Consider the following 14559-nt stretch of genomic DNA (forward strand, 5'->3'; position numbering starts at 1 on the left):
AGCCGCAAAAAAGGGGAAGAAAGATGAAAGAGAAATGTTTGGAAATTTTAAGAGCGATCCATCAATTTGATACGATCATCATTCATCGCCACGTGCGCCCAGACCCTGATGCGTATGGGTCACAAGGAGGATTGGCGGAGATTTTGAAAGCCTCTTTTCCAGAAAAAACGGTGTATACGGTTGGGAAGGAAGAAGAGTCGTTGCAATTTTTACGGCGGATGGATGTCATTGAAGACAAAACATATGAAAATGCGCTCGTGATTGTTTGTGATACGGCAAATACAGATCGGATTTGCGATGATCGTTATCGGCTTGGCAAACAATTGATTAAAATTGACCATCATCCAAACGAAGACCCATATGGAGACATATTATGGGTAGATACAAACGCAAGTTCCACAAGCGAAATGATTTATGAATTTTATTTAGCTGGTAAAGAAGAAGGACTTGTGATGACAAAAGAAGCGGCACGTCTTATTTACGCGGGGATTGTCGGAGATACAGGCCGTTTCCTTTTCCCAAGAACGAGCGAAAAAACGTTTCGTTATGCAAGCGAACTGATTCAATATGGATTTTCATTGACGGAGCTATATGATGGATTGTATCGTACGAAGTTGAATGTGGCGCATTTAAGTGGATATGTGCTGCAAAATTTTACGGTATCGAAAGAAGGAGTGGCAGCGATAAAAATGCCGAAATCGCTGCTTGAGCAATATGGCGTTACTGCTTCCGAAGCATCGCAGTTAGTTGGCCTTCTTGGCAATATCGAAGGAGTTGTCGCATGGGTATTTTTTATCGAGGAAGAGAAAGAAATTCGCGTCCGCCTTCGTTCCAAAGGCCCAATTGTCAATGAAGTAGCGAAAAAATATCGTGGCGGCGGCCATCCGCTTGCCGCAGGCGCTTCGATTGATTCTTGGGATGATGCGGACCGCGTCATTGAAGATTTGAAAGCAGCGTGTCTTTCTCAATAAAATGAAGGAATGTCCCGGTATGGCAAGATCCGGGACATTTTCTCTTTATGAGGAAGGCAGCGGTTTTAATTTTAGTTCAATCGATAAAGTAGTAAAGACGAACATCTGATAAATTTCCAGCTTATACGGTTGCTCGTTGATGGTGTATGTTTTATTTTCAATAGCCCGCTTTAGCAACTCCCGGCTGTTATAAACGGTTTCGATATCTTTTGCTTTTAAGTGGGAAACATCCTCCTTTACGCTTTCTTCAATGCGAAACGTCGTATAAGAGTCAAGTTTATATTGCTCCGCGTTGACGAGGTGGACAGAAATTTCTTGTACCATCAATTTTTTTTTGTTTATTTTATTCTGTTTGACATAGTCTTCTTGCCAAATGCGGATTTCATCTTCCAAATCGGCAATTTTGTCTTGAAGTTCGATGATTTTTCGAACTTGTTTTTCTTGCAAGACGCCGAATAAATGTAAAAAAACAAACCAGCTGATGAGCGCTCCGATCGCAACGCCGGCAAAAAAACGCTGCCATGTTGGATAGTTGTAATGAGGCGGGATTCTCATGAAGAAATATGCTCCTGTGTCAGCCAAGTAATAATGGTAACGCCTGTCTGCGCGCCTCCCATCGCGGAAAGAATGAGAAGAAACTGTTTAATAATGTCGCGAGTTTCCCCAAAAAAGAATCCCCGTTCTACCATATAAAACGTATCGAACGTTCCTCCAATGGCAGCAACCACAGCCCAAATTCGCAAATCACCGGCAAATCGATACATTGCCGTAAGCGGCTGTTCTCCGCTTAAAAACGCGCCGAGCGCCCCGATCATCGCACCGCCTAACAGCACGCCGACAGCAATAAAATAACTTTGAATAAAAGCAGACAAAAATGGCATCTTTTCGCTCATACTCGTCCCACCCTTTCTTTTACTATGTATATGGATGATCGGGGAAGAGTATGTTTTGCAATGAAAAAGTTTTGTCCACTATAATGGAGGAAAAGGAGGGGGAGATTGTTGTCGTTTGTTCACCTTCACGTTCGCAGCTGTTACAGCCTGTTAACAAGCCCAGCGAAAATCAGCGATTTGGTAAAAAAGGCAAAAGACCTGCAATTTTCTGCACTGGCATTAACAGATGAAAACGTATTGTACGGAGCAATTCCTTTTTATATGGAATGTAAACGTTACGGCATTCGGCCGATTATTGGGATGATCACAGACATTGTGCTGGAGGGGGAAAGCACATATCCGCTCGTTTTATTAGCAAAAAACGAAACAGGCTATCAGCATTTAATAAAAATAAGCAGTACGATTCAAACGAAAACACAAGAAGGAATTCCAGAAAAATGGCTATGGCATTATCGTGGCGGATTAATTGCACTAACCCCAGGAAAAAGCGGGCAAATTGAAACATTGCTTGCCCATAACGAAATAACAAAGGCAAAGCAAGTGTTAGAACGATATAAGCAAATTTTTGGAGATGATTTTTACCTTTCCGTACAGCGAGGAGAAAATAAGCAGCAAGAACCGTATGAGCAGCAGTTGATTCATTTAAGCAACGAAACCAATACCCCGCTTGTGGCAACAAACGATGTTCAATATATTGAAAAAGAAGATGCGTTTGTGCAGCACTGTTTATTAGCGATCAAACAAGGCGCGGTGATAAAAACGGGGATGGCGACAGATGGAGAACGATATTTAACATCGCCAGAGGAAATGAAAAAGCGGTTTTCTGATTTGCCCGAGGCGGTGGAAAACAGCAGAAAAATCGCGGATCAATGCCATCTTCATATCAGCTTGGACACATTAAAGCTGCCGAAATACCCTGTTCCAGAAAAGGAAAACGCAGATCATTATTTGCGGCACCTTTGTCTGAAAGGACTATATGAACGAGTTTCGTCCCCTTCTGATGCTTACATCAAACGGCTTGAATATGAACTCGATGTCATTCAGCAAATGGATTTCAGCGATTATTTTCTTATCGTTTGGGATTTTATGAATTTCGCTCGAAAAAAAGGGATTGTTACGGGTCCAGGGCGAGGGTCGGCAGCAGGATCGCTTGTCGCGTATACACTTTATATTACAGACATCGATCCGATTCAATACGGGCTATTATTTGAGCGGTTTTTAAATCCAGAACGGGTGTCGATGCCGGATATTGATATTGATTTTCCCGATGACCGGCGTGAAGAAGTTATTCAATACGTCGCCAATAAGTATGGACAACAATATGTGGCGCAAATCATTACGTTCGGTACGTTTGGCGCTAAAGCGGCCCTCCGGGACATTGGCAAAGTGTTACAGATTGATTCGAAAGAGATGGAAAACATCATCAAGTATGTTCCTAACAAACATGGAATAACGATTCAAGAAGCATATCATCAATCATTTGCTTTTCGCCAAGCGGTTCAAGCTTCTTCCTTGTTGAAACAATGGATTGCAATCGCAATGAAGGTTGAAGGGCTTCCGCGCCATACTTCGACACATGCGGCGGGTGTGATTATTAGCAGTGAGCCGCTTTCCCAAATCGTTCCGTTGCAGCAAGGCCATGGTGAATTGTATTTAACGCAATACCCGATGGACGTGTTAGAGCGGCTAGGTCTATTAAAGATGGATTTTCTTGGTTTGCGCACGTTAACATTGCTTGAACATATATGCCGTCTTATTCAGCAGCAAACAGGGAAAACCATCGATGTGCGTTCCATTCCGCTTGATGACCGCAAAACATACGAGCTGGTCAGCAAGGGAGACACCAATGGAATTTTTCAGTTAGAGTCGGATGGGATGAAGCAGGTATTAAAGCAATTGAAGCCGTCACAATTTGAGGATATCGTGGCGGTGAACGCGTTATATCGGCCTGGACCGATCGATTACATTCCTTCGTATATAAAGAGAAAGCACGGAGAAGAAAACGTTTCTTATCTTCATCCAGATTTAGCGCCGATTTTAGCGCCGACATATGGTGTTCTTATTTATCAAGAACAAATTATGCAAATCGCTGCGAACATTGCCGGTTTTTCGCTAGGAAAAGCAGATTTATTGCGCCGGGCAGTCGCGAAAAAGAAAAAAGAAATTTTAGATCAACAGCGGAATGAGTTCGTACAAGGCTGTATCGACCAAGGTTATGACGAAGGGTTTGCAAATGATGTATATGATATGATTGTCCGTTTTGCTAATTATGGGTTTAACCGAAGTCATGCCGTTGCTTATAGCATGCTTTCCTACCAACTTGCTTATTTAAAAGCCCATTATCCGCTTTATTTTTATACAGCATTATTAACGAGCGTGATCGGAGACGAAGAAAAAGTATCTTTATATATTTATGAAGCAAGACGAAAACAGATTGAAATATTGCCGCCTTCGATTAATCAAAGCCGTTATTCTTTCTCAGTGGAGCATGAAAAGATTCGCTACAGTTTAGCCGCAATTAAACATGTTGGAATAGCGGCAGTCAAAGCGATTGTACAAGAGCGAAAAAAGGGGCCTTTTGCGGACTTTTTTGATTTTTGTGTTCGCTTATTCGGAAAAGGCATCAACCGAAAAACGATAGAATCTCTTATTTTGTCAGGCTGCTTTGATGAATTTGGAATCGAAAGAGCATCATTATTAGCAAGCATCGATGTTGCTTTAGAACATGCGCAGCTTGTTGGTCCGTATGTCGAAGAAGGATTATTTTCAGATATATCATTGAAGCCAAAATATGTAGAAGCACCTTCTTTGTCATTAGAGGAAAAGTTAATGTACGAAAAAGAATTGCTCGGTGTTTATGTTTCTCCTCACCCAACATCTGCTTATCGGAAGGTGTTCCGTTTGGATGGTGTCCGCTCAGTCATGAGTGTAATAAGGGAAAAAACGGACTTTCCTGTTAAAGTGGGTGTATATATTGTGGAAGAGAGAAAAACACGTACGAAAACAGGAGAGGAAATGGCTTTCTTTACGGTTAGTGATGAAAGCGGGGAAATGGATGTGGTTGCGTTTCCAGATGTATATCGTCGTTATTCTTCAGTTTTAAAAAAGGGAACAGTGCGGTTATTAGAAGGAAAAGTAGAGGTTCGTAAAGGGAAAGCGCAGCTAGTCATTCGCAAAGCAGACGTACCTGCGATGGAGGCGCTTTATGTAAAAATTCGTCCGGAACATATAGCGTCTGGAAAATTGTTTACGCTAAAAGAGCTGCTGCAAAAATATCATGGAAAAACGCCTGTCTTTCTATATTACGAGCAAGTGCAAAAGATGGTGAAGCTTACGGAAGAATATGATGTCGCTTTAACAGATGAATGTATCGCTTCATTGAAAGCGCTGCTAGGAGATGAACATATTGTAGTAAAATAATTTATTTCTTTACTATTTTTCAATTTTGTTATATCGTATAAGCATTAAGTGGTCAGACCAGTGATGGAAATTGGAGGAAAGAAATACATGATTTCGTTAGAATTTCCTGAACAATGCATAGAGCAAGCATGCAGGGAGGGGTAACAAGTAAAAGACGCAAAAGTATACATTGAAACGCTCGAACAAATCCGCCGGATCATTCGCGAAGACGGACTTGTCGCCGGCGATAAACTACCTTCTGAACGAGAATTATCAGAGCGTCTGCAAGTCGGTCGCTCTTCTGTGCGCGAGGCGTTAAGAGCGCTTGAATTTCTCGGCTTAATTGAAACGCGAAGAGGAGAAGGAACGTATATCAAAGAAGTTGGGAATCATCAGCTTATTAATTTACTCGGAATGTTTATTTTACAAGATGAGCGAGCAAAAGAGGATTTAGCGGAAACGAAAAGGCTTATAGAACAGCTTTGTTTGCAGCTTGCTTGTCAACGATGGACAGAACAGGAACTGGCTCAACTTGAAAAAAGCGTTCGACAAAAAACGATCAGTTATGAGCTTTTTTTCAAATGGGTGACAGTAGCTTCACAAAACTATTTGCTCGAACGGATTTGGCGCGTGCTCCATAACTTTTCGCAAACAATCTATGATGAGGATGCATTTCCAGATGAATTTTATGAACAGATGCTAAAAGCGTTTGCGAAGCGGGATGTTGCCGCTGTGGCGAAAATTTGGGAAACATATACGCAACATCGATTGTCGAAAGAAAGATGACACCGTTTTACAAAAAATATTACTCATTTCCGATACAGTAGTAATGATAGAGTGAAAAAGTGGAGGAGGGAGCACCTCATGTGGAAAGACTTATTTACAAAAAAGAAGAAATATGCATCGATTCCTTCCGAAAAAGTGAGAAGTGAAGTTCCAGAAGGAATTATGACAAAATGCCCCAAGTGCAAAAAAATTATGTATACGAAAGAACTGGTAAAAAATTTGAGGGTTTGCATGAGCTGCGGCTATCATCATACGATGCCGTCCCGTGAACGAATTAATAGCTTGTTAGACGAAGGAAGTTTTCATGAATATGATGCGGATATGGTGTCAGTGAATCCATTGCAGTTTCCAGGATATATAGAAAAACTCGAAGAAGACCGCCGCAAATCGAACCTAAACGAAGCGGTCATTACTGGCGAAGGAACGTTAAATGGATACCCGATTGTGATCGCTGTGATGGATTCGGCGTTTCGGATGGGAAGCATGGGTTCTGTTGTTGGTGAAAAAATTACGAGAGCGATTGAAAAAGCGAGAGAGCTCCATGTACCATTTCTTATTTTTACGGCTTCCGGCGGCGCGCGCATGCAGGAAGGAGTATTAAGTTTAATGCAAATGGCCAAAACAAGCGCCGCTTTAAAATTGTTCAGCGATGAGGGCGGTCTTATTATTTCGGTGATGACACATCCGACTACCGGAGGGGTATCCGCAAGTTTTGCCTCGCTGGGAGACTATAATTTTGCAGAACCAGGAGCGCTCATTGGCTTTGCGGGCCGACGCGTGATTCAACAAACGGTAAGGGAGGAACTTCCAGAAGACTTTCAAACGGCAGAGTTTTTATTAAAACACGGGCAGCTTGATGCCGTCATTCATCGCCATGATTTAAAAGATACATTAACGACCGTGCTTGATATTCATCAAGGAGGAGGGGGACACGGATGGTGGCAGAGTTAGAATTTGAAAAGCCGCTTATAGAATTGCGCAAAAAAATTAGTGAGTTAAAAGAATTTATGAAAAGCACAGATGTAGACCTTTCATCGGAAATTGAAAAATTGGAAGCGCGCCTTGCAAAATTGGAAAATGACATATATGCGAATTTAACTCCATGGGACCGCGTTCAAATTGCGCGTCACCCGAATCGTCCGACAACGCTTGATTACATTGAGCGGCTGTTTACTCATTTTTTGGAATGCCATGGTGACCGCTGTTTTGGAGATGATGAGGCAATTGTTGGAGGGATCGCCAAATATGACGGTCTGCCTGTGACAGTCATTGGTCATCAGCGCGGAAAAGACACGAAAGAAAATATTCGACGTAATTTTGGAATGCCGCATCCAGAAGGATATCGAAAAGCATTGCGTCTGATGAAACAGGCGGAAAAATTTCAACGGCCAATCATTTGTTTTATTGATACAAAAGGGGCATATCCCGGAAAAGCAGCGGAAGAGCGCGGGCAAAGCGAAGCGATTGCCAGAAATTTATTTGAGATGTCAGGACTTACGGTACCGATTGTTTGCATCGTTATTGGTGAAGGGGGAAGCGGCGGCGCGCTTGCGCTCGGCGTTGGCAATCATATTCATATGCTGGAAAACTCTACTTACTCTGTGATCTCTCCAGAAGGAGCCGCTGCGATTTTATGGAAAGATGCATCGCTTGCCCAACGCGCAGCGGAAACGATGAAAATTACAGCGAATGATTTAAAAGAACTTGGGGTGATTGATGAAATTATTCCGGAGGTCCGCGGCGGTGCCCATCGCGATGTGGACCAACAAGCGGCGGAAATTGATAAAGTGCTGAAACGATCGCTAAAGCAGCTCTTAAAGCTTGATGGGGAAACGCTTGTTCAACAGCGATATGAAAAGTTTAAGCAAATTGGGCAATTTACGTATTCTCATGATGGAGTTCGGGCAAGATAAAAGCAGGGCTGTCTCATTTTATGGGGCAGCTTTGTTGTATTGTAAGCCGTTTCAATAAAAAATATTTAACAGCTTGTCTATTGTGTTCTTTTATGCTTCGTGTTATGTTATAGAATGTTAATGGGTTTTAAAGGTATGAGGTCGGACATTTTTGAATCTTTTGTGAAACAATGAACGAATGAGGTGGCAATATGAAACGTATAGGTGTGTTAACAAGTGGCGGAGATTCACCAGGTATGAATGCAGCGATTCGCGCTGTCGTCCGTAAGGCGATTTACCACGGAGTAGAAGTATTTGGAATTTATCATGGGTATGCAGGCTTGATTGCTGGGAAAATTAAAAAATTAGAAGTGGGTGATGTCGGCGACATTATCCATCGTGGAGGAACAATTCTGTATACGGCGCGCTGTCCGGAATTTAAGACAGAAGAAGGGCAGTTAAAAGGGATTGAACAATTGAAAAAACACGGGATTGAAGGATTAGTCGTCATCGGTGGAGATGGTTCTTATCAAGGTGCCAAAAAATTAACAGAGCACGGATTTCCTTGTGTCGGGGTGCCAGGAACCATTGACAATGACATTCCTGGAACAGATTTTACGATTGGTTTCGATACGGCTTTAAACACGGTGATTGACGCGATTGACAAAATTCGTGATACTGCTACATCGCATGAACGAACATATGTGATTGAAGTAATGGGGCGTCATGCTGGGGATATTGCGTTATGGTCAGGGCTTGCTGGAGGTGCAGAAACGATTTTGATTCCAGAAGCCGATTACGATATGAATGATGTTATTGCACGGTTAAAGCGTGGTCATGAACGAGGCAAAAAACATAGTATTATTATCGTTGCTGAAGGTGTCGGAAGCGGAGTCGAGTTTGGAAAGAAAATTCAAGAAGCGACAGGATTTGAAACGCGCGTCACAGTGTTGGGACATGTTCAGCGCGGCGGTTCTCCAACCGCGTTTGACCGTGTGTTAGCCAGCCGCTTAGGTGCACGGGCAGTAGAGCTATTGTTAGAAGGCAAAGGCGGCCGCTGCGTCGGCATCCAAAATAATCAGCTTGTCGACCATGATATTGTGGAAGCATTAGCAAACAAACATACCGTTGACCAAAAAATGTATTTGTTATCGAAAGAGCTATCCATCTAGTATATTTCCTGTGGAAAGGAAGAAGAAATGATGATGCGGAAAACAAAAATCGTCTGTACGATCGGTCCTGCAAGCGAAAGTGTAGACAAGCTTGTGGAATTGATCCATGCCGGGATGAATGTAGCACGCTTAAATTTTTCCCACGGTGACCATGTTGAGCACGGGCGTCGCATTCAAAACATTCGGGAAGCGGCAAAACGAACGGGAAAAACGGTAGCGATTTTATTAGATACAAAAGGACCGGAAATCCGTACGCATAATATGGAAAACGGGGCAATTGAGCTAAAAGAAGGAGAACAGCTGATTATTTCGATGGAGGAAGTGCTTGGAACACCGGAAAAAATTTCGGTTACGTATGAAGGACTGGTCGATGACGTCACTTCTGGTGCAAAAATTCTCCTCGATGATGGTCTAATCGGATTAGAAGTGATTTCAGTCGATAAACAAGCGCGAGAAATCGTGACGAAAGTATTGAATGGCGGTGTATTGAAAAACAAAAAAGGAGTCAATGTGCCTGGTATCCGCGTCAATTTGCCAGGTATTACGGACAAAGATCGCCAAGATATTTTATTCGGTATTGAGCAAGGTGTTGATTTTATCGCTGCTTCCTTTGTGCGGCGCGCTTCCGATGTATTAGAAATCCGTGAATTGCTTGAGGCAAACAACGCGCTTCATATTCAAATCATTGCGAAAATCGAAAATCAAGAAGGCGTGGATAATATTGATGATATTTTAGAAGTTACAGATGGACTAATGGTGGCGCGCGGCGATCTTGGGGTGGAAATTCCAGCCGAAGAAGTGCCGCTTATCCAAAAAGCGCTTATTAAAAAATGCAATATGCTTGGTAAACCGGTTATTACAGCCACACAAATGTTAGATTCGATGCAGCGAAATCCGAGACCGACGCGGGCCGAGGCAAGCGATGTCGCGAATGCGATCTTTGATGGGACAGATGCGGTGATGTTATCTGGAGAAACAGCGGCAGGACAATATCCAGTAGAAGCAGTAAAAACCATGCATCAAATTGCTTTGCGTACAGAACAAGCATTGCAATACCGGGAAATATTAGCACAACGGACAAGAGAAAGCGCGACGACGATTACAGATGCAATTGGGCAGTCTGTTGCGCATACGGCATTAAATTTAGACGTGGCGGCAATCGTAACACCAACAGTAAGTGGAAAAACGGCATATATGGTGTCAAAATACCGTCCAAAAGCGCCGATCGTTGCAGTTACTGCCAGTGAATCTGTATCGCGCAAATTAGCGCTCGTATGGGGAGTATATTCGCAAGTTGCTCCAAAAGCGAACACAACCGATGAAATGCTTGATATTGCCGTGGAAGCTGCGATAAAATCAGGAGTAGTAAAACACGGTGATTTAGTCGTCATTACCGCGGGAGTCCCAGTTGGAGAAACGGGGTCGACGAACTTGATGAAAGTGCATGTCATCGGTGACATTATTGCAAAAGGACAAGGAATCGGCCGCAAGTCCGCGTTCGGAAAGGCCGTTATTGCGAAAACGGCAGAAGAAGCAATCAATAAAATGGTAGAAGGCGGAATTTTAGTGACATATAATACGGATGCAGACATGATGGAAGCATTGGAAAAAGCAGCAGCGATTATTACCGAGGAAGGCGGATTAACAAGCCACGCTGCAGTCGTCGGTTTAAGTCTCGGCATTCCTGTTATTGTCGGTGTAGAAAATGCTACATCGATTTTAAAAGATGGGCAGGAAATTACGGTCGACGCTGGATTTGGTGCTGTTTATCAAGGACATGCAAGCGTGTTATAGGGCATAAATAAAAACAGAGAAGCAATTCTCTGTTTTTATTCTTTTCTCTGAAAGGAAGAAGAAAGATGAGATGGTTTATCAGAATGTTGATCGTTATTCTTGCCCTGGAAATCGCGTTGTTTATTCTTTCTGGCAAACTTATTGGTGTTTGGTCAACGGTTGCGCTGATCATACTGACTGGAATAATAGGGGTGCATCTTGCGAAACAGCAAGGGCTGTCGGTTGTTGAAGATGCAAAACGGGAGCTTTTCTATGGACGCCTTCCAAGCGGAGCGATACTCGATGGCGTTTGTGTGCTCATCGGCGGAGTACTTTTAATAACACCAGGTTTTTTTACAGATATCGTTGGCGTTTTTCTTCTTCTTCCTGCTACCCGGTCCATGATTAAGCCGTATATCGCCCGTTGGTTAAAATCATTGTTTGATACAAAAATGTTTTTTCGCATTTATAGATGAAAAAAGAGCCTTTCCGTGTGTTGAAAGGCTCTTTCTCTTTGATTGTGTTTATGTTGTTGGCTTTCCGATAATAAAATTCCAAATATCACGAAATACGTTGGCGCTGTGCAACGTACGGATAATGACAAGTGTAACAGGTCCAATAATTAATCCTAGGAACCCAATTAATTTAAATCCGACAAATAATGCTACTAATGTAGCCAGCGGGTCAAGTCCGATCGATGATGATAATACTTTTGGCTCCATGATTTGCCGTTGAACGAGGACGACAATATAAAGTACACTTAGCCCGATTGCAAACGGTACATCACCGCTTACCGCCGCATAAATAATCCAAGGAACAAAGACAATTCCCGTTCCTAAGTATGGTAAAATATCCACAAGCCCGATAATAAGCGCAATGGTAATAGCATAGTTGACACGAAGAATTAACAATCCGATCAAAACAATGACCGTAGTGATCGAAATAAGCGTAGCCTGCGCTTTGATAAAGCCGAATAGCGCTTTCTTTAAATCGAGAAATACTCTTTTTCCGCTCTTGCGTGCTTTTGCTGGCAAAATTTTTTGGGCGATTCCAGTGAGTCGATACCAATCTTTGCTAATAAAAAACGTAGCTAATAGCGAAAAAATAAAGACGGTAGCAGCATTTGGAAGCCAAGCGAGCAGCTGAGGAATGTTCTGAAGCACATGCTGAATAAATTGCCCGACTGTTGTTGCTATTTGTGTACCTGCTGCTTGGATGTTATTCATAATCGTATCTTGCTGGCTAGCATCTAAATTTTTAAATAAAGCGGCTAAATCATTATAAAGAGGAATGATTTGTTGGGCAACTAATGTTTCCATATACGTAATTAATTTTTGGAAATTCTCTGGTACAACATTTGCCAAGTATTGTGTACCTGAAACAATTTCCGCAATCAGTAAAGTAACAAGACCGGCAACGATTGCGAATAGTACAATTAATGTTACAATCACTGCCAGCCATCTTGGCATTTTCGTTTTTGTTTCTAGAAAATCGACTAACGGATTGATCAAGAAAGCGATAAAAAACGCAATAATAAATGGATATGTAACGGTGGATACATAATAAAGAGCCATTGCTCCGAATACGACTACAGCGATCACCAACAAAAAGCGAATAAAGCTATATAAATGATGGCGGGACAATGTTTCACCTCCATAAATTTTTCCATAGTTATATATTACAGGTTTCATTACGTATACGCAAAGAAGAAGGTTTCATGCTCTGGATATTTTAATTAAAGAAAGGAAGAGAGTCAGTGAGTGAACCAATATTATTTTTACTTATTTTATTTATTATCGGATTTATTGCCAAAAACCAATCATTAATGATTGCGGTTGCTATTTTATTAATTATTAAAATGGTCGGGATGGGAGAAAAGTGGCTACCTATCGTCCATGAAAAAGGAATTCATTGGGGAGTTACGGTGATCACGATTGCTGTATTGGCGCCGATTGCTACGGGAGAGATTGGTTTTAAGCAATTAATCGCATCATTGCAGTCGCTTTCAGCTTGGATCGCGCTATTATCAGGAATTTTTGTTGCATTAGTCGCTAAAGGCGGAGTCAAATTATTGTCAACGGACCCACATATGACGGCTGCTCTCGTATTTGGGACGATTATTGCAGTGTCGCTTTTTCATGGCGTTGCTGTCGGTCCACTAATCGGTGCGGGGATTGCTTATATGGTGATGAAAGTGATAGAATATTTTTAAATAGTTATTTAAGCCGAATTTATTTTTTTGTAATAATATTTAAAGAATAAGAGGTTTTGGATTCACAAAAGTCAGATAATTGTTTATAATATAGACGTAAGCCTATTTAGCGGCATCCCCGCTGCCGCTTTTTATTCTAGCAAAAGGCGGCGGACAACAGGGAATATATTATAAAATGTAAGCACTTTCTACATTAAACTTTTTTTACTTTTATTTCGAGCAAGCGCTCGCTCTCATATCGTATAAATTGCAATTGAGAGAAGGGGAATTTTAAAGAAAAGGAGAGATCACGATGACAGTTACACGCGGTCTAGAAGGGGTTGTGGCAACCACGTCAAGCATTAGCTCGATTATTGATGACACGCTAACATACGTAGGCTACAACATCGATGATTTGGCAGAAAACGCTTCATTCGAAGAGGTTATTTATTTGCTTTGGCATCGTGAACTTCCGACGAGACAACAGTTGGAAGAGCTAAAACAGCAATTGGCGGAAAATGCGGCAATTCCGAAAGAAATTATTGAACATTTTAAACAGTATCCAATCGACAAAGTTCATCCGATGGCAGCATTGCGGACAGCGATTTCTATGTTAGGGCTATACGACGAAGAAGCGGATGTAATGACAAAAGAAGCAAACTACCGCAAAGCGATTCGTTTGCAAGCAAAAATTCCTACAGTTGTTACAGCATTCGCCCGCGTCCGCAAAGGGTTGGAGCCTGTCGAGCCAAGAAAAGATTTAGGATTTGCAGCTAACTTCCTTTACATGTTGACAGGCAAAGAACCAAATGAAACGGCTGTTGAAGCGTTTAACAAAGCGCTTGTTTTACATGCGGATCATGAATTAAACGCATCGACATTTACTGCGCGTGTTTGCGTAGCGACATTATCAGATGTTTACTCTGGTGTGACAGCGGCGATTGGAGCGTTGAAAGGACCGCTTCACGGCGGCGCAAATGAAGCAGTCATGAAAATGTTAAAAGAAATTGGAACGATTGATAATGTAGAATCATATATCTACAAAAAGTTAGAAAATAAAGAAAAAATCATGGGCTTTGGCCATCGCGTTTACCGAAAGGGCGATCCGCGTGCGAAACATTTGAAAAAGATGTCGGAAAAATTAACGAAGCTTGTTGGTGAACCACATTGGTATGAAATGTCAGCGAGAATTGAAGAAATTGTTACTTCCGAAAAATCACTGCCACCAAACGTTGATTTTTACTCGGCATCTGTTTATCACTGCTTAGGAATTGATCATGACTTATTTACGCCGATTTTTGCAGTAAGCCGTATGTCTGGATGGCTTGCCCATATTTTAGAACAATACGATAACAATCGTCTCATTCGTCCGCGCGCGGAATACACAGGTCCGGCAAAAAGGGCATATGTGCCGATTGAACAACGCGGCTGATTATGTTTATAGTTTATAAAAGGTGAGAAGATATAATTATTCTCACCTTT

General features: G+C 42.0%; 13 protein-coding genes. 10 read left to right on the forward strand and 3 right to left on the reverse strand.

The features are described from left to right. Positions 1 to 23 precede the first annotated feature (23 nt). Complete coding sequence (locus tag FNL97_RS03870; protein WP_015864792.1) at positions 24 to 971, forward strand: DHH family phosphoesterase; 948 nt, start codon at positions 24 to 26, stop codon at positions 969 to 971. A gap of 45 nt (positions 972 to 1016) precedes the next feature. Here the strand turns inward: FNL97_RS03870 and ytrI are convergent, their stop codons facing one another. Then, entirely contained in the window at positions 1017 to 1526 is a 510-nt protein-coding gene (gene ytrI / locus FNL97_RS03875) for a sporulation membrane protein YtrI (protein ID WP_015864791.1), read from the reverse strand. Next, a complete protein-coding gene (gene ytrH / locus FNL97_RS03880; RefSeq protein WP_062679235.1) occupies positions 1523 to 1864 on the reverse strand; it encodes a sporulation membrane protein YtrH in 342 nt (113 codons plus the stop codon). The genes ytrI and ytrH overlap by 4 nt, the downstream gene beginning before the upstream one ends. A 108-nt stretch (positions 1865 to 1972) precedes the next feature. Between ytrH and dnaE the strand changes: the two genes are divergently transcribed. The 7 genes from dnaE (at position 1973) to FNL97_RS03915 (ending at position 11362) form a co-directional block, all read left to right on the forward strand. Further along, complete coding sequence (dnaE, locus tag FNL97_RS03885; RefSeq protein ID WP_062679234.1) at positions 1973 to 5284, forward strand: DNA polymerase III subunit alpha; 3312 nt, start codon at positions 1973 to 1975, stop codon at positions 5282 to 5284. A gap of 168 nt (positions 5285 to 5452) precedes the next feature. Next, positions 5453 to 6049, forward strand: coding sequence for a FadR/GntR family transcriptional regulator (locus FNL97_RS03890; RefSeq protein ID WP_062679233.1), 597 nt, complete (start codon positions 5453 to 5455; stop codon positions 6047 to 6049). A gap of 78 nt (positions 6050 to 6127) precedes the next feature. Continuing rightward, positions 6128 to 7000 (forward strand): acetyl-CoA carboxylase, carboxyltransferase subunit beta, encoded by an 873-nt coding sequence (accD, locus tag FNL97_RS03895; protein ID WP_015864788.1) that lies wholly within the window; start codon positions 6128 to 6130, stop codon positions 6998 to 7000. Beyond that, positions 6985 to 7962, forward strand: a complete 978-nt coding sequence (gene accA, locus FNL97_RS03900; RefSeq protein WP_143415078.1) for an acetyl-CoA carboxylase carboxyl transferase subunit alpha — start codon at positions 6985 to 6987, stop codon at positions 7960 to 7962. Before accD ends, accA begins: the two co-directional genes overlap by 16 nt. Before the next feature lie 191 nt (positions 7963 to 8153). Further along, complete coding sequence (gene pfkA / locus FNL97_RS03905) at positions 8154 to 9113, forward strand: 6-phosphofructokinase (protein WP_062679231.1); 960 nt, start codon at positions 8154 to 8156, stop codon at positions 9111 to 9113. A gap of 30 nt (positions 9114 to 9143) precedes the next feature. Then, the gene (gene pyk, locus FNL97_RS03910) at positions 9144 to 10907 is read left to right on the forward strand and encodes a pyruvate kinase (protein WP_143416285.1); all 1764 of its coding nucleotides are present in this window, start codon (positions 9144 to 9146) and stop codon (positions 10905 to 10907) included. Between the two features lie 65 nt (positions 10908 to 10972). Further along, positions 10973 to 11362 carry an FxsA family protein gene (locus FNL97_RS03915; protein ID WP_143415079.1) on the forward strand — a complete coding sequence of 130 codons (390 nt, stop codon included), beginning with the start codon at positions 10973 to 10975 and terminating at the stop codon, positions 11360 to 11362. Positions 11363 to 11410: 48 nt separating this feature from the next. Here the strand turns inward: FNL97_RS03915 and ytvI are convergent, their stop codons facing one another. Then, positions 11411 to 12529 carry a sporulation integral membrane protein YtvI gene (gene ytvI / locus FNL97_RS03920; RefSeq protein WP_143415080.1) on the reverse strand — a complete coding sequence of 373 codons (1119 nt, stop codon included), beginning with the start codon at positions 12527 to 12529 and terminating at the stop codon, positions 11411 to 11413. A 113-nt stretch (positions 12530 to 12642) separates the two neighbouring features. Here ytvI and FNL97_RS03925 point away from each other — a divergent pair, with 113 nt between their 5' ends. Next, positions 12643 to 13098 carry a DUF441 domain-containing protein gene (locus FNL97_RS03925; RefSeq protein WP_143415081.1) on the forward strand — a complete coding sequence of 152 codons (456 nt, stop codon included), beginning with the start codon at positions 12643 to 12645 and terminating at the stop codon, positions 13096 to 13098. 292 nt (positions 13099 to 13390) lie between these two features. Next, entirely contained in the window at positions 13391 to 14509 is a 1119-nt protein-coding gene (gene citZ, locus FNL97_RS03930) for a citrate synthase (protein ID WP_143415082.1), read from the forward strand. Positions 14510 to 14559 lie beyond the last annotated feature (50 nt).

The sequence above is a fragment of the Geobacillus sp. E263 genome (assembly GCF_007197795.1).
GTDB classification, from domain to species: Bacteria; Bacillota; Bacilli; order Bacillales; family Anoxybacillaceae; genus Parageobacillus_B; species Parageobacillus_B toebii.